Raw genomic sequence first — 18,835 nt, forward strand, 5'->3', positions numbered from 1 at the left:
GGTCTGGCCGGTGTGGAACAGCGCCGGCACCCCGAGGGACTGCAGCTCCTCGTAGAGCGGGTACACCCGCCGGTCGTTGGGCTCGAAGGCCTGGATCGACGGGTGGAACTTGAACCCCCGGACGCCGTGCTCGGTGACCAGGCGGCGGGCGGCGCGGACGCCGGACTGCCCGCGCGCGGGGTCGATCGAGCCGAACGGGATCAGCACGTCGGGGTGCTGCGCGGCGGCCTCGGCGATCTCCTCGTTGGACAGCGTCGGGTGCCCGGTGGCCAGCTCGCTGTCCACGGTGAAGACGACGGCCGCCATCCGCTGGGCCCGGTAGTGCTCGGCGATCTCGGGGACGGTCGGGTGGTGCGGCTCGCCCTTGAAGTAGGCGGCCGCGGCCTCCAGCAACTCGTCGTCCATGGACAGGTGACCGTGCAGGTCCTGCTCGACGTGCACGTGCACGTCGATCGCGACCAGGTTCTCGAGGTCCACGGCTGCTCCTGCGCAGAAGGGGTGTGACACACGACGCTAGGACGTTATCGTGGAGGACGTCAACGATGGAGGTCCTCATGGACAGCAGCTCGCTCACCGCCGACGTCGGCTTTCTCCTCTCCCGTGCCAGCGGTCAGCTGATCCGGGCCACCAACGCCGCCCTCGCCGTCCACGGGCTGCGGGTGCGTTCCTACTCCGCCCTGCTGCTGGCCTGCGACTCGGGCGACGGCATGTCCCAGCGCGACCTCGCCGAGGTGCTCGGGCTCGACCCCAGCCAGGTGGTCCTCCTCGTCGACGAGCTGACCGAGTCCGGCCTGGTCGAGCGGCACCCCTCGGAGAGCGACCGGCGCACCAAGCTCGTGCGCGCGACGGGCGCCGGCCACGCGGTCCGGCGCCACGCCGAGCGCTCGGTCGGCGCGGCGCACCGGGCGCAGCTGGAGACACTCTCGGCCGGGGAGCAGGAGCAGCTGCGCGGGCTGCTCGGCCGGATGGTCCGGAGCGGGCAGTCCGCGCCGCAGTCGTGAGGCGGTGCTTGCCGATCCGCCCCGTGACGTGCACCATCCCTGTTATCAACCGTTGAGGTTGTCATTGATTACGAGTTTGGGAGAGCACATGCTCCGCAAGTGGGTCCCCGTGCTGGCCGCGACGACGCTCGCGCTCGCCGCGTGCGGGGGAGGCGACGACGAGGCGACCGGCTCCGGTGGGGGCGGCGCCGACGGCGAGCTGCGCCAGGTCACCGCCGGGCTGCTGCCGGTCGCGGTCACCGGCGCGCTCCAGGGCGGCATCGAGCAGGGCTTCTTCGAGGAGCGCGGCATCGAGGTCACCATCGAGACCGGCCAGGGCGGTGCCGCGCTGCTGCCGGCGGTCGCCGCCGGTGAGATGCAGTTCGCCACCAGCAACCCGGTCTCGCTGCTGCAGGCCCGCGGCGAGGGACTCGACGTCCGGGTCGTCGGCCACTGGACCTCGACCCACGCCGAGGGCGAGGACGTCAACGGCGTCATCGCGCACCGCGACTCCGGGATCACCGCGGCGGCCGCCCTGGCCGGCAAGCGGATCGCGGTCAACACGCTCAACGGCATGGGCCAGCTGACCATCGACGAGGCCGTGCGCCAGGACGGCGGCGACCCCAGCGGCATCCAGTACGTCGAGCTGCCCTTCCCGGACATGCCCGCCGCGCTCGAGGCCGGCAACGTCGACGCCGTCTGGGTGCCCGAGCCCTTCCTGTCCCAGCTGATCACCGGCGGTCACCCGGTGGCCAGCTACTCCAGCCAGGAGTCGGTGCCGGGCCACCCGACCCAGCTGTTCTTCACCTCCGGCCAGCTGGCCGAGTCCGACCCCGAGCTGGTCGCGGACTTCACCGCGGCGCTCGAGGAGACCCTCGAGTGGGCCGACCAGAACCCCGACGCGGTCCGCACCGAGGCCGAGGAGTTCCTGGGCACGCCGGCCGGGGCCATGGCGAACGTCCGCATCGAGGAGTTCGGCACTGACCTGCGCCGCGAGCAGATCGAGCAGATGGGCGAGCTCATGGTGGAGGCCGGCCTGCTCGAGCAGGACGAGCTCGACATCGAGGGCCTGCTGCCCGAGGAGTGACCCGACCCCCGACTCTCCCGGCCGTCCGGCCGGGGAGTAGGTACCAGGGGTGAACACCCCGACCCAGCGGCAGGCCCGCCCGGCACCCCGGGCGGGCCTGCTGCTGCTCGCCGTCCTGCTCGCCGGGCTGAACCTGCGCGGCGCCATCGCCGCGGTCTCGCCCGTGCTGCCCGAGATCCGCGCCGAGCTGGGGCTGTCCCCGACGGTGGCCGGGCTGCTCACCACCCTGCCGGTGCTGTGCTTCGCCGTGCTGGCGCCGCCGGCGGCGTGGCTGGGCCGGCGCCTGGGCCCGGAGCGGGCCGTCCTCGCCGGGCTGCTCGCGATCGGGGCGGGCACCGTGCTGCGGGTCCTCGACGGCGCGCCCGTGCTGCTGGCCGGCACGTTCGTCATCGGCGCGGGCATGACGGTGGGCAACGTGCTGCTCCCCGCGGTCACCAAGCGCGACTTCGCCGAGCGCGCCGGCACCGTCACCGGTCTCTACACCGGCGCCCTGACCTGCGGGGCAGCGCTCATGGCCGCGCTCACCGCCCCGATCGCCGCGGTCGCCGGCTGGCGCTGGGCGCTCGCGGTCTGGGTGGTCGTGACCGCCGTCGCCGCCGCCGTCTGGACCGCGGCCACCCGGGGCACCGCGCCCGCTCCCGCGGCCGCGGTGCCGCCGTCCGGCGGGCGCCCGGCGGGGATGTCGGCGTGGCGGTCGCCGGTCGCGTGGGCGGTCGCCGTGGTGCTGGCCCTGCAGTCGGTCCTCTACTACGCGCTGACCACCTGGCTGCCCACGGTGCTCGTCGACGAGCTCGGCGCGGACCTGGGCACCGCCGGCCTGGCCGCCACGCTGTTCCAGGTCCTCGGCATCCCCGGCACGCTGGTCGTGCCGGCGGTGCTCGCGCGGCGCCGGCCCGGGAGCGGGCAGAGCGGGCTCGGCGTCGCGGTGGCCGGCGCCTGGGCGGTGCTGATCGCCGGGCTGCTCCTCGCGCCGCAGGCGTGGCCGGTGTGGGCGGTCGTGGGCGGGCTCGCGCAGGGCGCGGGCGTCTCGCTGGCCTTCACCCTGGTCGTGCTGCGGGCCGCCGACGAGACCGCGGTGCGGCGGCTGTCGGGGATGAGCTCCCTGGTCGGCTACGGCGTCGGCGCGACCGGACCGCTCGTCGTGGGCGCGGTCTACGCCGCCACCGGCGGCTGGACCGCGCCGCTGGTGCTGCTGCTCGTGGTCACCGCCGGGCTGACCGGCGCACTCGCGGTGGCCGGCCGGCCGGTCGCCTTCGGCGGAGAAGGCTTCCACAATGTGGAAGTCCGGTACCGCGAGGGTGGTGATGGCGGTCACCGTGGGTACTGAGCTGGGAAATCCCGACCCGTGGAGGCATGCAGATGACGTCGATCGTCCAGAACCAGTGGTACGTGGCCGCCTATGGCCGGGAGGTCGGCCGGGAGCTGTTCAGCCGGACGATCTGCGGTGAGTCGATCCTCTTCTGGCGCACCGAGGCCGGCCAGGTCACCGCGATGAGCGACCGGTGCGTGCACCGCCGGTTCCCGCTGTCGGAGAAGCCGAGCCACCTCAACGGCGACACCGTCGTCTGCGGCTACCACGGCTTCACCTACGGCGCCGACGGCGCGTGCGTCGCCGTCCCCGGCCAGACGCGGATCCCGCGCACCGCGCGGCTGAAGTCCTACCCGGTCGTCGAGCAGGACTCCTTCGTGTGGGTCTTCATCGGCGATGCGGAGAAGGCCGAGAGCACCCGCATCCCGCGGGCGCCGTGGCTGGACCAGGAGGGCTGGACGACGGTCAGCGGCATGGAGCCCCTCCAGGCCCGCGCCAGCCTGCTGATCGACAACCTCATGGACCTGTCGCACGAGACCTACCTGCACGGCGGCTACATCGGCACGCCGGAGGTCGCCGAGACGCCGATCACCACCGAGGTCGACGAGGCCGCCGGCGTCGTCTACGTCAGCCGGCACATGGCCGACGCCGAGTGCCCGCCGTTCTACGCCAAGAGCACCGGCATCGAGGGCCGGATCACCCGCTGGCAGGACATCGAGTACACCCCGCCGTGCCTGTACAAGCTGCACAGCCGGGTGGCCCCGGTCGGCGTGCTGCCGAACGAGGACGGCACCGACCCCGACGCCTTCCACGTCGAGGTCGTCTACGCGATCACCCCGGAGACGGAGAACTCCACGCACGACTTCTGGGCCGTCGCCCGCGACTTCGCGCTCGACGACGAGGGCGTGTCGGACTTCCTGCGGGAGAGCAACCGCACCGTCGTCCTCCAGGACGTGACCGCGCTCGACGTGCTCGAGAAGGTGCTCACCGGCGAGCCGGACGGGTACCAGGAGCTGTCGATCAACATCGACACCGGCGGCCTCGCCGCCCGCCGGATCATCGCCCGCCTGGCCGCCGAGGCCTCCGGCGCCCCGGTCCAGCAGCCCGCGGCGACCGCGCGGTGACCTCGTTCCACGGCAACGGTGACCGATCCGGAGGGAACGGCATGACCCTGCCCGCGCCCCGCGAGGTGCTCGTCGGGGACAAGGTGCTGCGCATCAACTGGCTCCCCGGCTCCGACCGGCTCCGCGGCCTGTGCCACTGCGGCGCCGAGGCCGAGGGCGAGGACCCGATCGAGATGTGGGAGTGGCTGCTCGCGCACCCCGACCACCCGGCCGGCGGGCCCACGGTCACCCCGTTGCCCGACGTCCTGCCACCCCCGCCTGCGCACCGGGTGACCGACCCGCGCATCATCCGGTCACGCACCCCGGTCCTGGTCTGAGCTCACCCGTCCCCGGCCCGCCGTGCGTCGGCGGTCCGGGGACGTGGTGTGCCTTCATCGAAACGGAGTAACCCGTGCACAGCACGCACGACGAGGTGGACCTGCGGCTGCAGGTCGCGTCCCGCACCGAGGGCGCGGAGGGCGTCGTCGTCCTCGAGCTGCACGATCCGTCCGGTGCCGAGCTCCCGGCCTGGGCGCCGGGCGCGCACCTGGACCTCAAGCTGCCCAACGGCATGACCCGGCAGTACTCGCTGTGCGGCGACCCCGGCGACCGGTCGGTGTGGCGGATCGGCGTCCTCCGGGAGCCCGAGGGCCGGGGCGGGTCGGCCTACGTGCACGACGAGCTGACCGAGGGCACCGAGATCGACGTCCGCGGCCCGCGCAACAACTTCCCGCTGGTGCCCGCCCCCCGCTACGTCTTCATCGCCGGCGGCATCGGGATCACCCCGATCCTGCCGATGATGGGCGCCGCCCAGGCCGCCGGCGCCGACGCCGAGCTGCACTACGGCGGCCGCAGCCGCCGGTCGATGGCCTTCCTCGAGTCGCTCGAGGAGATCAGCGAGACCCCGGTGGTCCTGCACCCGCAGGACGAGGTCGGCCTCATCGACCTGCCGGGCATCCTCGGGACCCCGCGCCCCGACACGCTCGTCTACTGCTGCGGCCCCGAGCCGCTGCTGCAGGCGGTGGAGAAGCAGTGCGCAGCGTGGCCCGCGGGCTCGCTGCACGTCGAGCGCTTCGCGCCCAAGGAGATGGGCGAGCCGGTCATGCAGGACGCCTTCGAGGTCGAGCTGGCGCAGAGCGGCATGACGCTCACCGTGCCGCCGGACAGGACCATCCTCGAGGTCGTGGAGGAGGCCGGGATCCCGGTCCTCTCCTCCTGTCAGGAGGGGACGTGCGGGACCTGCGAGACGCCGGTGCTCGAGGGCCAGGTGGACCACCGCGACTCCCTGCTGACGGCGGAGGAGCAGGAGGCGAACGACACGATGTTCATCTGCGTGTCCCGGGCGGCCTGCCCGAAGCTGGTCCTGGACCTCTGACCCCGTCGCGGACGTCGGGCGGGAAGCTGCTCGCCGTCCTCGACGCCTTCACCCGGGAGCGGCCGGCGCTCACCCTGTCGGAGATCGCCCGGGCCGTCGGCGTGCCGCTGTCCACCGCGCACCGCCTGGTCGGCGAGCTGCGCCGGTGGGGCGGGCTGGAGCGGGACGCCGACGGCCGGTTCCGGGTCGGGCTGCGGCTGTTCGAGCTGGGCGCGCTCGCCCCCCGCGGCCTCGGTCTGCGGGAGGCGGCGCTGCCGTTCATGGAGGACCTCTACGAGGTCACCCACCAGAACGTGCAACTGGCCGTGCGGGACGACGTCGAGGTGCTGTTCGTCGAGCGCTTCGCCGCCCGCGACGCGGTCACCGTCCTCACCCAGGTGGGCGGCCGGTTCGCCCTGCCACCGACCGGGGTGGGCCTGGTGCTGCTCGCGTACGCGCCGGTGGAGGTGCAGGAGCGGGTGCTCGCCGCCCCGCTGCGGCGGTACACCCCGCACACCATCACCGACCCGCGGACGCTGCGCCGGGTGCTCGCCGAGGTCCGGCGCACCGGCCTGGCGATCAGCGACCGGCAGGTCACCGCGGACGCCGTCTCGGCGGCCGCGCCGATCCACCTCGGCGACGCCGTCGTCGCGGCGCTGTCGGTGGTGGTCCCCGGCGACTCGCCGGCGGCCGTCCGCGCCGTCACCCCGGGTGTGCGGGCCGCGGCCCGGGGCATCTCCCGGGTGCTCACCCAGTCGGCCGGTGCCGGCTGGCCGGTCGAGCCGCCGTCCGCGGCCGACGAGCTCCGCTGACCGTCGAGGAGGACCCGCCCGTGAAGATCACCGCTGCCGTCGTCGAGGAGCTGCACGGCCCCTTCGTCGTCAAGGAGGTCGAGCTCGACGAGCCCGGCCCCGGCGACGTGCTGGTGCAGGTGGCCGCCTCCGGCTTCTGCCACACCGACGGCATCGCCCGCGACGGCGACCTGCCCTTCCCGCTGCCCGGCGTGCTGGGGCACGAGGGCGCCGGCACGGTGGTCGCGGTCGGCGAGGGCGTGACCGGGATCAGCGAGGGGCAGGCCGTCGTCCTCGGCTGGCCCTACTGCGGGGACTGCCGCAACTGCCTGGCCGGCGAGCCGCGCTACTGCCTCCGGCTGGGCGAGCTGGTCGGCGCCGGGCACCGCCCGGGCGGCGGCTCCGCCCTGCGGACGACCGACGGCGGCCCGCTGAGCAGCCACTTCTTCGGCCAGTCCTCCTTCGCCACCTACTCGATGACCAGCGCCTCCTCGCTGGTGCCCGTGCCCGCGGGGCTGCCCGTCGAGCTCATGGGCCCGCTGGCCTGCGGACTGGCCACCGGCGCCGGCGCCGTGCTGAACACCGTCCGCCCCGAGCCGGGCAGCTCGATCGTGGTCTACGGCGCGGGCACCGTCGGGCTGGCCGCGGTGATGGCGGCCCGGTGCTCGGCGGCCACCACGATCATCGCCGTCGACCGGCACGCCTCGCGGCTGCGGCTGGCCACCGACCTCGGCGCCACCCACACCGTCGACGCCACCGACACCGACCCGGTGGCGGCGGTCACCGACATCTGCGGGGGACCGGCCGACGCCGCGCTCGACTGCACCGGGGTGGTGCCGGTGATCCGGCAGGCGATCGACTCGGTCGGCATGCTCGGGACGGCGGTCCTCATCGGCGGCGCCCCGGCCGGCGCGGAGTTCAGCGCCGACCACATGAGCACCCTCTGGGGCAAGACCATCCGCGGCACCCTCGGCGGCAGCGGCCGCGGCCAGGCGCTGATCGCCGCGCTCATGGACCTGCACGCGCAGGGGCGGTTCCCCTTCGACCGGTTGGTCGAGTACTTCCCGCTCGACCGGATCGAGGACGCCGTCGAGGCCTCCTACAGCGGCGCCGTCGTCAAGCCGATCCTCCGCATGCCCACCTGAGCGCCCGTCCCCCGAGGGGCAGAAATGGCCATTTCTGCCCCTCGGGGGACGCGGTGGAGCTCGATCCCGAGCCGACCGGTGGCCGCCGGGGTGTCGCTGGACTGGGAACTGCTCGCCCAGGCCGCCCAGGGGTTCAGGCAAGGAGTCCGCGACCCAGGCGCTGGTGAGCTGAGAAGGGCGCGGCGCCCGCGTCACGACACTCCCGGGACCGAGACGACGGGGCGTCGGACCTGTTCCGGGACCGCGCGGCCCGCTAGGTTCACCGCCTCCGGGGGTCCCCCCGGCTCGTCGAGCAACGGTGGGGGGCAACGGTGCCCGGACGTCGGTCCATCTGCTTCTACACGCCGTCCATCGACCCCTCGGGGATGGGCGCCCACATGGTCGACCTGGTCGCGGAGTACGCCGGGACGGCCGACGTCGCGCTGATGATGCGACCGACGGTGGGCGGGCGGCGGCTGCTCGACCGGGCGGCGGAGCTCGGCGCCCGCACCGTGGAGCTGCCCTCGCCGCGGCACCCGCTGTTCGCCGAGGTGGTCAGCGGGTGGCTGGCCGGGCACCCGGCCGACGTCTTCCACTGCCACGTCGGCACCGGCTCGGAGAACTGGCCCGGCGTCCGCCTGGCCCGCCGCGCCGGGTGCCCGGTGGTCGTGCAGACCCAGCACCTGCCCTACCTGGTGGCGCACCCGCGCAAGCGGCGGGCGTACCACGCCGGGATCGAGGCGGTCGACCGGCTGATCGCGGTCTCGGAGGGGCTGCGCCGCACCTACCAGCGGATCGGGGTCGCGCCCGGGCGGTTCACCACCGTCCCCAACGGGGTCGCTCCGCTGCGCGAGCGCCTGGGCCGGGACGCCGCACGCGCCGCGCTCGGCCTGGACCCGGCTCAGCCCGTCGTCCTCACGGTGGGCCGGCTGACACACATGAAGGGCCAGTGGCACCTGGTCGACGCGGTCCCGGGCCTGCTGGCCCGCTTCCCCGACCTGGCCGTCGTCCTCGTGGGGGACGGGCCGCTGCGCGAGGCCCTGGAGAAGCGGGCGGCGGCGCTGGGGGTGCGGAACGCCGTCCGGTTCCCCGGGCACCGGCCCGACGCGCGGCAGCTGCTCGCCGCCGCCGACGTCTTCGCGCTGCCCTCGCGGCACGAGGGGATGCCGCTGGTGGCCCTGGAGGCGATGGAGGCGGGGCTCCCGGTCGTGGCCACCCGGGTGATCGGGACCGAGGAGGTCGTCGTGGACGGGGTGACCGGTGCGCTGGTCCGGCCCGACGACCCCGCTGCGCTCGGCGCCGCGCTGGAACGCCTGCTCGCCGACCCGTCCCTGCGCCGGCGGCAGGGCGCCGCGGGGCGGTGCCGCTACCTGGCGGGGTTCACCCGCGACCGGATGGCCGCCGACACCGCCGCGGTCTACGAGGCGGCGCTGCGCGGGGCCCGCCGGTGAGCCGGCTGCGGGTGGGCGTGGTCGGCACCGGGTTCATCGCGGGCCGGCACCTGGCCGCGCTCTCCCGCTTCGACGACGTCGAGGTCGTCGCGGTCGCCGATCCGGTGCGCGAGCGCGCCGAGGTGGCCGCGGCCCGCGTGGGCGCCCGCTGCCACGCCGACGGGACGGCGATGCTCGAGCGCGAGGAGCTCGACGCCGTCTGGCTCTGCGTGCCGCCGTTCGCGCACGGGCCGCTGGAGGCGGCCGCGGTGGCCCGGAACCTGCCGTTCTTCGTCGAGAAGCCGCTCGCCCTGGACCTCGGCACGGCCCGGGAGGTGGCCCGGCTGGTCGAGCAGCGGGGGCTGACGACGGCCGTCGGTTACCACTGGCGGCACCTGGACGTCCTCCGGCGGGCCGCCGAGCTGCTGCCGGCGGGAGCGGCCCGGCTGGTGACCGGCTCCTGGCTGGACAAGACCCCGGCGCCACCGTGGTGGGCGCGCCGCGACGGCTCCGGCGGGCAGGTCGTCGAGCAGACCACGCACGTCTTCGACCTGGCCCGGGTGCTGGCCGGCGAGGTCGTGTCGGTCTCGGCCGCCGAGCGGCCCGCCGCGGCCGACGGCGAGGTGGCCACCGCCGCGGTGGCGCTGCTGACCTTCGCGTCCGGAGCCGTCGGCAGCATCTCCTCGACCCGGGTGCTGGGCTGGCGGCACGCCGTGGGCCTGCAGGTGGTGGCCGAGGGCCGGGTGGTGGAGCTCGCCGAGCGCAGCCTGGACGACCACGAGCTGCGGGTGGTCTCCGCCGACGGCGAGGAGGTGCACCGCACCGACGCCGACCCGATCGCCGCCGGGGACCGTGAGTTCCTCGACGTGCTGCTCGGCCGCGTCGACCGGGTGCAGGTGCCCTACGCCGAGGCGCTGCGCACCCACGCGCTGGCCTGCGCGGCCGACCGGGCCGCACGCGAGGGCGCGGCCGTGCGCCCGGACTGCTGACCGAGGGGACGGGGATGAGCGGGCGGACGGTGCGGTCGATCGGGGTGCTGGGGCCGGGGCAGCCGGAGCTGATCGACGACGAGGAGCCCGAGCCCGGGCCCGGTCAGGCGTGGGTGCAGACGGAGTGGAGCGGCGTCAGCGCCGGGACGGAGGTGGCGATCGTCCGCGGCACCGACCCGCACTTCCAGCTGCACTGGGACCCGGAGCTGTGCGCCTTCGACCCCGACGGGCCGCGCCGGGCCTACCCCGTCCGCGGGTTCGGCTACATGGAGGTCGGCCGGGTCACCGAGAGCCGGACGCCGGAGATGCCCGAGGGCTCGCGGGTGGCCATGGCCTACGGGCACCGCACCGGCTTCTGCGCCGATCCCGGCCGCAAGACCGTCGTCCCGGTGCCCGACGACCTCGACCCGCTGCTCGGCGTCTACCTGGCCCAGATGGGGCCGATCTGCGTCAACGGGCTGCTGCACGCCGCGGCCGACTTCGCCGGCCCGACCGCGGGGGTGGACGCCGGGGTGCGCGGCCGGTGCGTGCTGGTGACCGGCGCCGGGGTCATCGGCCTGCTCTCGGCGCTGCTCGCCGTCCGGCACGGCGCGGCCGAGGTCGTGGTGGCGGAGGGGTCCGCCCAGCGCCGGGCGGTCGCCGAGGCGCTGGGTCTCGCCACCCTGGACGACGCCGGCGGGTCGGCGTGGCGGACGGTCAAGCAGCGGTGGCGGCACGGGCCGGGGGACGTCGGCGCGGACGTCGTCCTGCAGTGCCAGGGGCACGACGCCGCCCTGGCCACCGCGCTCAAGTCGCTGCGGCCGCAGGGCACCGTGATCGACCTGGGCTTCTACCAGGCCGGCGCGGAGGCGGTGCGGCTCGGCGAGGAGTTCCACCACAACGGCCTGGCCGTGGTGTGCGCCCAGATCGGCCGGGTGCCGCGCGGCATGGCCGGTGCCTGGCCGCGCGTTGCGCTGGCCGAGGTCACCCTCGACCTGCTGCGCGCCCGGGGCTCCGACGTCCGCGCCCACCTGGTCACCGACGTCCTCCCGTTCGAGGAGGGCCCGCGGCTGCTGGCCGACCTGGCCGGACGTCGGCTCGCGAGCCCTCCGCTGCAGGCGGTGCTCCGGTTCGACGCCGGCTGAGGTGCCCGGCGGCGCGCCGCCCGCGACGAGCGGCGTGTCGGGCCCGTGCCGCGCCGGACGGTCTTGTTCCGCCGGTCCTCAAGGGGGATCGTCCGTGGCATCGCCGCGGACGCCGGGGGACCGGGCTGCGCGGCGGCCTCAGAGGAGGGGCCGTCATGGGCTGGGCGATCGTCAGTGTCCTCGGCTTCGCGTTCGTCACCGCGCTCGTGATCGCGCTGGCGCGCAGCAACACCGCCCGCTGGGAGCGCCACCACCGGGCCGCCCAGGCCGCGGTCCGGGCGAGGGAGCGGGCCTCGCAGCGCGTGCGGGTGGCCGCCCTGATCGCGCAGGCCGCTCCGCGGACCGGCCACCGGCTGCCGCACCCGCACCTCCCGCAGGCGCACCTCCCGCACCCGCACCTGCCGCACCTCCCGCACGTGCACCTGCCGGCCTGGGTGGTCGACCGGCTCCCGCACCCCCCGGGCAGCGCGCACCCGGACCAGCGGTTCACCTGGCGGCTGATCCACCTGCCGGGTCGTCGGCGGCACGCGGAGCAGCAGCCGCACCCGGACACGGAGGAGTCCCCGGAGGAGACGTCGTCCTAGGGAACGGGCAGGTGCTGCGCGGAGTGCGCGTGGTGTGCGCGTGGTGTGCGCCTCGCCGCGGAGGGCCAGGATGGCTGCAGGAGCCGACCAGGGACCAGCGGTCGCAGGCAGCACCACCGACGGGAGGACCCCATGGCCATCGCCACCATCAACCCGGCCACCGGCGAGACGCTCAAGACCTACGAGCCACTCTCGGACGAGGCGCTCGAGGAGAAGCTCGCCCGGGCGGCGGCGGCCTTCGCCGAGTACCGGCTGACCACCCTGCGTCAGCGTGCCGGGTGGCTGCGCGCGGCGGCCGACGTCCTCGACGCCGACGCCGGCACCGTCGCCGAGCTGATGACCACCGAGATGGGCAAGACGCTCGCCTCGGCGAAGGCCGAGGTCGGCAAGTGCGCCAAGGCGCTGCGCTACTACGCCGAGCACGGTGACGCGATGCTGCAGCCGAAGCCGGCCGACGCCTCGGCGGTGGGGGCCACCGAGGCCTACGTCGTCCACCAGCCGCTCGGCGTGGTGCTGGCGATCATGCCGTGGAACTTCCCGCTCTGGCAGGCGATGCGGTTCGCCGCCCCGGCGCTCATGGCCGGCAACGTCGGGCTGCTCAAGCACGCCAGCAACGTGCCGCAGACCGCCCTGTACCTCGAGGAGCTGTTCCGCAAGGCCGGGTTCCCCGGCGGCGTCTTCCAGACGCTGCTGATCGGGTCGGGGGCCGTCGAGCGGGTGCTCCGCGACGACCGGGTGGTCGCCGCGACGCTCACCGGCAGCGGTCCGGCGGGGCAGTCGGTGGCCGCGATCGCCGGGGACGCGCTGAAGAAGACGGTGCTCGAGCTCGGCGGGAGCGACCCGTTCATCGTCATGCCGTCGGCCGACCTGGACAAGGCGGCCGAGGTGGCGGTGACCGCCCGTTGCCAGAACAACGGGCAGAGCTGCATCGCGGCCAAGCGCTTCTTCGTCCACGCGGACGTGGCCGAGGAGTTCACCCGGTTGTTCGCCGAGAAGCTGGCCGCCATGACGGTGGGCGACCCGATGGCCGAGGACACCCAGATCGGCCCGCTGGCCACCGAGTCCGGCCTGGAGGACGTCGAGCGGTACGTGCAGGAGGCGGTGGAGAAGGGCGCCACCGTGGTCACCGGCGGAGGGCGCGTGGACCGGCCGGGCTGGTTCTACGAGCCGACGCTGGTCACCGGCGTGACCCCCGACATGGGCATCTACTCCGAGGAGGTGTTCGGCCCGGTTGCCGCGCTGTTCACCGTCGCCGACCTCGACGAGGCCATCCGGATCGCCAACGACCACGTCTACGGGCTGGGCGCCAACCTGTGGAGCGAGGACCAGGGGGAGCGGCTGCGGTTCATCCGCGACGTCCAGTCCGGCATGGCCTTCGTCAACGGCATGGTGACCAGCTATCCGGAGCTGCCCTTCGGCGGGGTGAAGCAGAGCGGCTACGGGCGGGAGCTGACCGAGGTCGGCATGTACGAGTTCACCAACGCCAAGACCGTCTGGATCGGCCCGCCGGGCGCCCGGCAGGGGGAGGGCCGGACGGCGTCGGCGTCCGAGTGACCCCTGGTCAGGCGGTGCGCGGCCGCTGGGCGAGGACGACGGTGCCGAGCGCGAGGACGGCGCCGAGCAGCTGGGCCGGGCCGAGCGCCTGGCCCAGCAGCGTCCAGCCGACCGCCGCCGCGACCACGGGGGAGAGCAACCCCAGGAAGGTGAGCTGCGAGGCGGGCAGCAGGCCGATCCCGCGCAGCCAGAGCGCGTAGGCCAGCGCGGTGTTGACGGTGGCCAGGTAGAGGAAGCCGCCGGCCTGCCCCGCGGTGAGGCCGGCCGGCAGGCCCTCGACGGCGAGGGTGAGGGGGAGCAGCACGAGCCCGCCGGCGGTCAGCTGCCAGCCGGTGAACGGCAGCACCGCGACCGGGCGTCCCCACCGCTTGGTGAGCACCACGCCGGCGGCCATCGACGCCGTGCCGGCCAGGCCCGCGGCGATGCCGGCGGCGTCCAGCCGGGCGGCGCTGCTCAGCACGATCAGCCCCACGCCGGCGATGCCGGTCAGCCCGAGCAGCACGGTCCGGGTGCGCAGCCGTTCGCCGAGCAGCGGCAGCGCCAGCAGCGCCACCAGGAGCGGCTGGGCTGCGCCGAGGATCGCGGCCACCCCGCCGGGCAGCCGGTAGGCGGCGACGAACAGCAGCGCGAAGAACGCGCCGATGTTGAGGGTGCCGAGGACCGCGGCCTTCCACCACCACGCGCCCGAGGGCAGGCGGTGCCCGAGCGCCACGAGGAGCAGCCCGGCCGGCAGCGCGCGCACCGTGGCGGCGAGCAGGGGGCGGTCCGGCGGCAGCCACTCCGTGGTGACGGCGTACGTCGTCCCCCAGGTGGCGGGGGCGACCGCCGTGGCGGCGACCAGGCCCCAGGCCGGCAGGCGAGGCGGGCGGGGGGCGGTGAGCGGGGGCCGGGTCGCGAGAGCCGTCATGACGGGCCGCCTCTCTCGAGGGGATTATTCTTGATCGCAAGATACTCGGGAGCGAGTATCTGTCAACCGAGTGGTGTGCGAGCATGGCGGTCGTGACGGACCGGGACGGCGTGGACGCGATCGTCGAGCAGTGGGCGCATGAGCGCCCCGACCTCGACACGCACGCGATGGCGGTGTTCGGGCGGATCTACCGGGCCGCCCGGCTGGTCGGCGACGCGCAGGAGCGGTGCTACGCGCAGTTCGGCATCACCCGCGCCGACTTCGACGTCCTGGCCACGCTGCGCCGCGCGGCCGGGCCCGAGGGGATGTCACCGGGCCGGCTGACCAGCGCGCTCATGCTCACCAGCGGGGGGATGACCAGCCGGCTGGACCGGCTCGAGCGGGCCGGCCACCTGGTGCGGGCCCCGGACCCGGCCGACCGGCGCGCGCTGCTGGTGCGGCTCACCGACTCGGGGCGGGCGCTCATCGACGAGGCGGTGACCGCCGGTCTCGCCGTCCAGCAGCAGCTGCTCGCCGGGCTGTCCGGCGACCGGCTGCGCCAGGTCGAGGACCTGCTGCGCGACCTGCTGGCGTCGGTGGAGCAGCACGACGGCTGAGCCGCGTGTCAGACCTCGACGACGTCGAAGCTGCGGGAGGGGGCCACGAACTCCTCCTGGGCCGCCACCAGCAGGATCTCCCGGGACCCGGCGTCCTCGGTGCGCTGGAGCAGGCCGTGCACCGAGGCCGCCGCCCGGCCCAGGGCGGTGCCGGCGTCGCGGGTGTCGAGCCAGTGGGCCAGGAAGAGCGCGGCGACGGCGTCGCCGGCGCCGTTGACCGCCACGTCCAGGCGCGGGGTCCGGACCCGGAAGTGCCGGCCGCCCTCGGAGGCGAGCAGGTCGACGGCGTCCTCGGGGGTGTCGTCGGTGACCAGCGAGGTGGTCAGGACCACCCGCGGGCCCAGGTCGTGCACACCGGCGACCGCGTCGGTGACCTCCGCCAGGGTGCGCGTGGTGCGGCCGGAGAGGGCGTCGAGCTCGTAGTGGTTGGGCGTGACGACGTCGGCGGCGGGCACGGCGACCTCGCGCATGAACTCGGGGATGCCCGGGCGGACGAAGACGCCCCGGCCGACGTCGCCGATGACCGGGTCGCAGCAGTAGACCGCCGCCGGGTTGGCCTCCCGGACCCGCTGCACGGTCTGCACGACCGCGTGCCCGATGTCGGCCGAGCCCAGGTAGCCCGACAGCACCGCGTCGCAGCGGCCGAGCACGCCGCGCTCGGCGATGCCCTGCACGACCTCCTCGATCGCCGGGCCGTCGAACACCCTCCCGCGCCACTGGCCGTAGCCGGTGTGGTTGGAGAACTGGACGGTGTGCACCGGCCACACCTCGATGCCGAGGCGCTGGAGGGGGAACACGGCCGAGGAGTTGCCGACGTGGCCGTAGGCGACGTGCGACTGGATGGAGAGGACGGCGACCATGGGGGAACCGTCGCACGAGGCCCCCGCGGGCGGTCCAGTGACCGGGTCGCGTCCCGGTGCGGCCGGGCCGGGCAGGATGGCGGCATGGCCCAGCCTCCCCTGACCTCCTCCGGCGTCGTCGGCGTCGCCGGCCGGATCGACGAGCCGGTCGACGTGCGCACCGCGGACCTGCGGCTGGCCGGTCGACCGCTCCCGGTGACCAGTCCGGCCCGCGTCTACGTGTGCGGCATCACGCCCTACGACGTCACCCATCTCGGGCACGCGGCGACGTTCGTGTGGGCCGACGTGCTGGGTGCGGTGCTGCGGCTGGCCGGGTCGGACGTGGTGAGCAGCCGGAACGTGACCGACGTCGACGACGTGCTGACCCGGGCCGCCGACGCCCGCGGCCGGCACTACGACGAGTTCGCGCTCAGCCAGGAGTTCGCCTTCGAGCAGGACATGCGGGCCCTCGGCGTCCGGCCGCCGACGCACACCCCCCGCGCCCGGCACCACATCCCGCACGTGCAGCAGCTGGCCGCCGCGCTGCTGCGCGCCGACCGCGCGTACGTCCGGGAGGCGCATGTCTTCTTCCGCGGCGCCGGGGTGGTGGAGTCCGCGGGGCTCGACGCCGACCGGGCCAAGCAGCTGGCCGACGAGTTCGGGGACGACCCGGCCGACGCGCTGCGGGAGGACCCCTTCGACGTGCCGGTGTGGCGGCCGTCGGGGGAGCGCGACCCCGCCTGGCCGAGCCCGTGGGGCTGGGGCCGCCCGGGCTGGCACGCCGAGTGCGCGGCGATGGCGACGGCGACCCTCGGCCACGGCGTCGACGTCCTGGTGGGCGGCGCGGATCTGGCGTTCCCGCACCACGCGCAGCAGGCGGCGATGGCGGAGGCAGCCTCCGGCGTCGGGCCGTTCGCCCGCGCCCAGGTGCACGTCGGGGCGGTGTCGCAGGACGGCGCGAAGATGGCCAAGTCCACCGGCAACCTGACGCTGGTGGCCGACCTGCTCCGGGTGACCACCGGGCCCGTGCTGCGGCTGCTGGTGCTCGACCGCGCCTGGTCGCAGCCGTGGGAATACCGGCCCGAGCTGATCGAGGGCGCGCAGGCCCGGCTGGACGCGCTGTTCTCCGCGGCCGGCCGGCGGGGGGCGTCGGCGACCGCGAGCCGGGCGGTGACCGACCGGCTGCTCGACGACCTCGACGTGCCCGGTGCCCTCGACGTGGCGGTGGCGGACGGCGGCGACGCCGCCCGGTTGCTGGTGCGGGTGCTCTCGCTGGGCTGAACCGGGGCGCCGCTCCAGGGGCCGTCCGGCCGGTGCTGCGGGACGTGCGACCCGGTTGCCCGGCGGCGCGGCGGTGTGAGGCTGGAGCGGCCCGACGCCGAGCCGACTGGAGGCCGACATGGACCGACTCCACCCCGTTGACGTCGACGCCCGCTCGCCGGAATCCCGGCGCGTGGAGGTGACGGCGTTCTCGCCGCCGTACGAGCGGGACGGCGTCACCGTGATCGCGGCGTCCGCGGGACGGGCCCACACGGCCGGACGTCGCCGTGCGGAGTCCGCGGACCTCGAGGCAGAGATGTCCGGCGCCCGCCCGCTGGGGGCGTTCGTCATCCGGAACGGGCGCGTGCGCTGGCGGCCGGCGCTCGACGTCTCGCGGCTGCTCACCACGGCGGAACTGGTGGTCGGCGGCGTCCTCGTCGCCCGGCGACTGGCCGACCGACCGAGCGGCGCCAAGGCCCTCGTCACCATGGGGCCCGGTGGCTGGGTGAGCATGAAGGGCGGCGCGGTGGCGGTACGCCCGGCACGGCGTCTCTGGCGGCGCGCCCAGCCGGCACCGCCGCCCACCCGGCGCCCGTGGTGGGCCCGGCTGCTCGCCGCGGTCACCCTGGAGTCACTGGTCAGTCGATAGGCCATCGCAGGGCGCCCAGCGCGGACATCGCACAGGCTCCGGTCCTGCGGGACGTCCGCCGGTCCGCCACACCACGGTGACCTCTGACCGCGAACCGACTCATCGCCTGCTCTCTCGTTTTGTCGACGCCGCACCACCCCCGCGGCGGGCGTGGGTGCTCGCCGCGGGGCTTGGCTCAGAGCGGTGGTGGGTCAGAAGGGTGGTGGGTCGTCGGCGGGGTCGGGTGCCGGCGGTGGCTCGGGTGGTGCTGCGGCCAGGACCCGGCTGCCGGTGAGGGACAGATTCGGTTCCGGTCGATGGCCGGGTGGTCGGGTGGTGCGGGTGACCCCGCTGGGGGTGGTCACCGACAGCACCCCGTCGGGGGTGATCGCGTAGCTCCAGCCCGGCGCGTGGGTCTTGAGCCGGTGGTGGCGGCGGCACAGGCAGCACAGGTTCGCGCACGACGTCGCCCCGCCGCGGGCGTGCGGGATGACGTGGTCCAGATCGGCCCAGCCGGCGGCGTTGGCGCAGCCGGGGTGGCGGCAGGTGCGGTCCCGGGTCTCGAGCCAGCGGCGTTGGGCGTCGGAGGGGGTGTAGCGGTCCACCGGTGGTGGCCGGTCCAGCACCGGACACCGGCAGCCGGTGTGGCCGTGGGTGGGGCAGCCGTGCCGGGCGATCCGCTCGAGCTCGCGGCGGGTGGTGGTGGCCCGCAGCGCCCCACCCGCGTCGGTGATCGCGATGTTCAGGGTGCCGCCGGCCGGGGCCTGCAGCCCGCCGGGACACACCGCGTCGAGCTGGGTGAGCAGTTCGCGCAGGTGCGCGGCGGTGATCGGCTGCCCGTCCACCTCCCCGACCGGGGCGGGGATGGAGCCGGGTGGGGCGAACACCGCCGGCAGCCGGGCACCGGAATCCAGGAACCGCTGCGGAGTCAGCGCGTCCAGCGGAGCGGTGATGGTCAACTGCGCGGTCACCGGCTCCCGATCGGTCGCCCAGGGGCGCAGCAGCAGGTCGGCCAGCGCGCCGACCCGCAGCACGCCCACCGGCCGCTGATCCCCGGCCGACCGAGCCGCCCGGGCCAGCCCGTCGACGGCCTGCCGGCAGGCCGACGCGAGCGCGTGCGGCAGCTTGGCGACCAGCTCGGACATGCCGTCCCCGACCGGCCGGACGGTCACGTTC

The 18,835-nt window shown here is 75.2% G+C and carries 20 protein-coding genes; 16 read left to right on the top strand and 4 right to left on the bottom strand.

The window, feature by feature from the left end; all coding sequences use genetic code 11:
- Window positions 1-477: amidohydrolase family protein (locus tag MY526_RS25405; RefSeq protein ID WP_436705349.1), on the bottom strand; the 477-nt coding region annotated here is incomplete at its 3' end.
- 77 nt (window positions 478-554) lie between these two features.
- On the opposite strand from MY526_RS25405, the gene MY526_RS25410 reads away from it, so the two are divergent.
- The 13 genes from MY526_RS25410 (at window position 555) to MY526_RS25470 (ending at window position 13,429) form a co-directional block, all read left to right on the top strand.
- Entirely contained in the window at window positions 555-1,001 is a 447-nt protein-coding gene (locus MY526_RS25410) for a MarR family winged helix-turn-helix transcriptional regulator (RefSeq protein ID WP_436705350.1), read from the top strand.
- Between the two features lie 88 nt (window positions 1,002-1,089).
- A complete protein-coding gene (locus MY526_RS25415; protein ID WP_436694866.1) occupies window positions 1,090-2,067 on the top strand; it encodes an ABC transporter substrate-binding protein in 978 nt (325 codons plus the stop codon).
- A gap of 49 nt (window positions 2,068-2,116) precedes the next feature.
- A complete protein-coding gene (locus MY526_RS25420; RefSeq protein ID WP_436705351.1) occupies window positions 2,117-3,394 on the top strand; it encodes an MFS transporter in 1,278 nt (425 codons plus the stop codon).
- Between the two features lie 32 nt (window positions 3,395-3,426).
- Complete coding sequence (locus MY526_RS25425; protein WP_436694864.1) at window positions 3,427-4,500, top strand: aromatic ring-hydroxylating dioxygenase subunit alpha; 1,074 nt, start codon at window positions 3,427-3,429, stop codon at window positions 4,498-4,500.
- 41 nt (window positions 4,501-4,541) lie between these two features.
- Complete coding sequence (locus MY526_RS25430; RefSeq protein ID WP_436694863.1) at window positions 4,542-4,817, top strand: hypothetical protein; 276 nt, start codon at window positions 4,542-4,544, stop codon at window positions 4,815-4,817.
- A 74-nt stretch (window positions 4,818-4,891) separates the two neighbouring features.
- The gene (locus MY526_RS25435) at window positions 4,892-5,854 is read left to right on the top strand and encodes a PDR/VanB family oxidoreductase (RefSeq protein WP_436694862.1); all 963 of its coding nucleotides are present in this window, start codon (window positions 4,892-4,894) and stop codon (window positions 5,852-5,854) included.
- Window positions 5,855-5,880: 26 nt separating this feature from the next.
- Window positions 5,881-6,645, top strand: coding sequence for an IclR family transcriptional regulator (locus MY526_RS25440; protein ID WP_436705357.1), 765 nt, complete (start codon window positions 5,881-5,883; stop codon window positions 6,643-6,645).
- A gap of 20 nt (window positions 6,646-6,665) precedes the next feature.
- On the top strand, window positions 6,666-7,769 hold the full coding sequence (locus MY526_RS25445) for an NAD(P)-dependent alcohol dehydrogenase (RefSeq protein WP_436705352.1): 1,104 nt from the start codon (window positions 6,666-6,668) through the stop codon (window positions 7,767-7,769).
- 311 nt (window positions 7,770-8,080) lie between these two features.
- Window positions 8,081-9,199 carry a glycosyltransferase family 4 protein gene (locus tag MY526_RS25450; RefSeq protein WP_436694860.1) on the top strand — a complete coding sequence of 373 codons (1,119 nt, stop codon included), beginning with the start codon at window positions 8,081-8,083 and terminating at the stop codon, window positions 9,197-9,199.
- Entirely contained in the window at window positions 9,196-10,167 is a 972-nt protein-coding gene (locus MY526_RS25455) for a Gfo/Idh/MocA family protein (protein WP_436694859.1), read from the top strand. Before MY526_RS25450 ends, MY526_RS25455 begins: the two co-directional genes overlap by 4 nt.
- 14 nt (window positions 10,168-10,181) lie before the next feature.
- A complete protein-coding gene (locus tag MY526_RS25460) occupies window positions 10,182-11,291 on the top strand; it encodes a zinc-dependent alcohol dehydrogenase (RefSeq protein ID WP_436705353.1) in 1,110 nt (369 codons plus the stop codon).
- Window positions 11,292-11,446: 155 nt separating this feature from the next.
- On the top strand, window positions 11,447-11,875 hold the full coding sequence (locus MY526_RS25465; protein WP_436694857.1) for a hypothetical protein: 429 nt from the start codon (window positions 11,447-11,449) through the stop codon (window positions 11,873-11,875).
- Between the two features lie 132 nt (window positions 11,876-12,007).
- On the top strand, window positions 12,008-13,429 hold the full coding sequence (locus MY526_RS25470; RefSeq protein ID WP_436705354.1) for an NADP-dependent succinic semialdehyde dehydrogenase: 1,422 nt from the start codon (window positions 12,008-12,010) through the stop codon (window positions 13,427-13,429).
- A 7-nt stretch (window positions 13,430-13,436) separates the two neighbouring features.
- Here MY526_RS25470 and MY526_RS25475 read toward each other — a convergent pair whose 3' ends face one another.
- On the bottom strand, window positions 13,437-14,336 hold the full coding sequence (locus MY526_RS25475; protein ID WP_436694855.1) for an EamA family transporter: 900 nt from the start codon (window positions 14,334-14,336) through the stop codon (window positions 13,437-13,439).
- 83 nt (window positions 14,337-14,419) lie between these two features.
- Here MY526_RS25475 and MY526_RS25480 point away from each other — a divergent pair, with 83 nt between their 5' ends.
- The gene (locus MY526_RS25480) at window positions 14,420-14,932 is read left to right on the top strand and encodes a MarR family winged helix-turn-helix transcriptional regulator (RefSeq protein ID WP_436705355.1); all 513 of its coding nucleotides are present in this window, start codon (window positions 14,420-14,422) and stop codon (window positions 14,930-14,932) included.
- Window positions 14,933-14,940: 8 nt separating this feature from the next.
- On the opposite strand, the gene pdxY is transcribed toward MY526_RS25480, so the two are convergent.
- Window positions 14,941-15,792 carry a pyridoxal kinase PdxY gene (pdxY, locus tag MY526_RS25485; RefSeq protein ID WP_436694853.1) on the bottom strand — a complete coding sequence of 284 codons (852 nt, stop codon included), beginning with the start codon at window positions 15,790-15,792 and terminating at the stop codon, window positions 14,941-14,943.
- An 84-nt stretch (window positions 15,793-15,876) separates the two neighbouring features.
- Between pdxY and MY526_RS25490 the strand changes: the two genes are divergently transcribed.
- Window positions 15,877-17,052 carry a cysteine--tRNA ligase gene (locus MY526_RS25490; protein WP_436694852.1) on the top strand — a complete coding sequence of 392 codons (1,176 nt, stop codon included), beginning with the start codon at window positions 15,877-15,879 and terminating at the stop codon, window positions 17,050-17,052.
- Window positions 17,053-17,170: 118 nt separating this feature from the next.
- Window positions 17,171-17,680: a hypothetical protein gene (locus MY526_RS25495; protein ID WP_436694851.1), complete on the top strand. Its 510-nt coding sequence runs from the start codon at window positions 17,171-17,173 to the stop codon at window positions 17,678-17,680.
- A 191-nt stretch (window positions 17,681-17,871) separates the two neighbouring features.
- On the opposite strand, the gene MY526_RS25500 is transcribed toward MY526_RS25495, so the two are convergent.
- Window positions 17,872-18,835: HNH endonuclease signature motif containing protein (locus tag MY526_RS25500; protein WP_436705356.1), on the bottom strand; the 964-nt coding region annotated here is incomplete at its 5' end.

The organism is Geodermatophilus sp. CPCC 205761 (assembly GCF_051383655.1).
Taxonomy (GTDB): domain Bacteria; phylum Actinomycetota; class Actinomycetes; order Mycobacteriales; family Geodermatophilaceae; genus Geodermatophilus.

What these genes read in the sequence shown, in the direction of transcription:
- MY526_RS25415 (WP_436694866.1), top strand. Translation starts at nt 1,090, where the DNA reads ATGCTCCGCAAGTGGGTCCCCGTGCTGGCCGCGACGACGCTCGCGCTC.
- MY526_RS25470 (WP_436705354.1), top strand. Translation starts at nt 12,008, where the DNA reads ATGGCCATCGCCACCATCAACCCGGCCACCGGCGAGACGCTCAAGACC.
- MY526_RS25425 (WP_436694864.1), top strand. Translation starts at nt 3,427, where the DNA reads ATGACGTCGATCGTCCAGAACCAGTGGTACGTGGCCGCCTATGGCCGG.
- MY526_RS25490 (WP_436694852.1), top strand. Translation starts at nt 15,877, where the DNA reads ATGGCCCAGCCTCCCCTGACCTCCTCCGGCGTCGTCGGCGTCGCCGGC.
- MY526_RS25430 (WP_436694863.1), top strand. Translation starts at nt 4,542, where the DNA reads ATGACCCTGCCCGCGCCCCGCGAGGTGCTCGTCGGGGACAAGGTGCTG.
- pdxY (WP_436694853.1), bottom strand. Translation starts at nt 15,792, where the DNA reads ATGGTCGCCGTCCTCTCCATCCAGTCGCACGTCGCCTACGGCCACGTC.
- MY526_RS25475 (WP_436694855.1), bottom strand. Translation starts at nt 14,336, where the DNA reads ATGACGGCTCTCGCGACCCGGCCCCCGCTCACCGCCCCCCGCCCGCCT.
- MY526_RS25495 (WP_436694851.1), top strand. Translation starts at nt 17,171, where the DNA reads ATGGACCGACTCCACCCCGTTGACGTCGACGCCCGCTCGCCGGAATCC.
- MY526_RS25465 (WP_436694857.1), top strand. Translation starts at nt 11,447, where the DNA reads ATGGGCTGGGCGATCGTCAGTGTCCTCGGCTTCGCGTTCGTCACCGCG.
- MY526_RS25410 (WP_436705350.1), top strand. Translation starts at nt 555, where the DNA reads ATGGACAGCAGCTCGCTCACCGCCGACGTCGGCTTTCTCCTCTCCCGT.
- MY526_RS25480 (WP_436705355.1), top strand. Translation starts at nt 14,420, where the DNA reads ATGGCGGTCGTGACGGACCGGGACGGCGTGGACGCGATCGTCGAGCAG.
- MY526_RS25460 (WP_436705353.1), top strand. Translation starts at nt 10,182, where the DNA reads ATGAGCGGGCGGACGGTGCGGTCGATCGGGGTGCTGGGGCCGGGGCAG.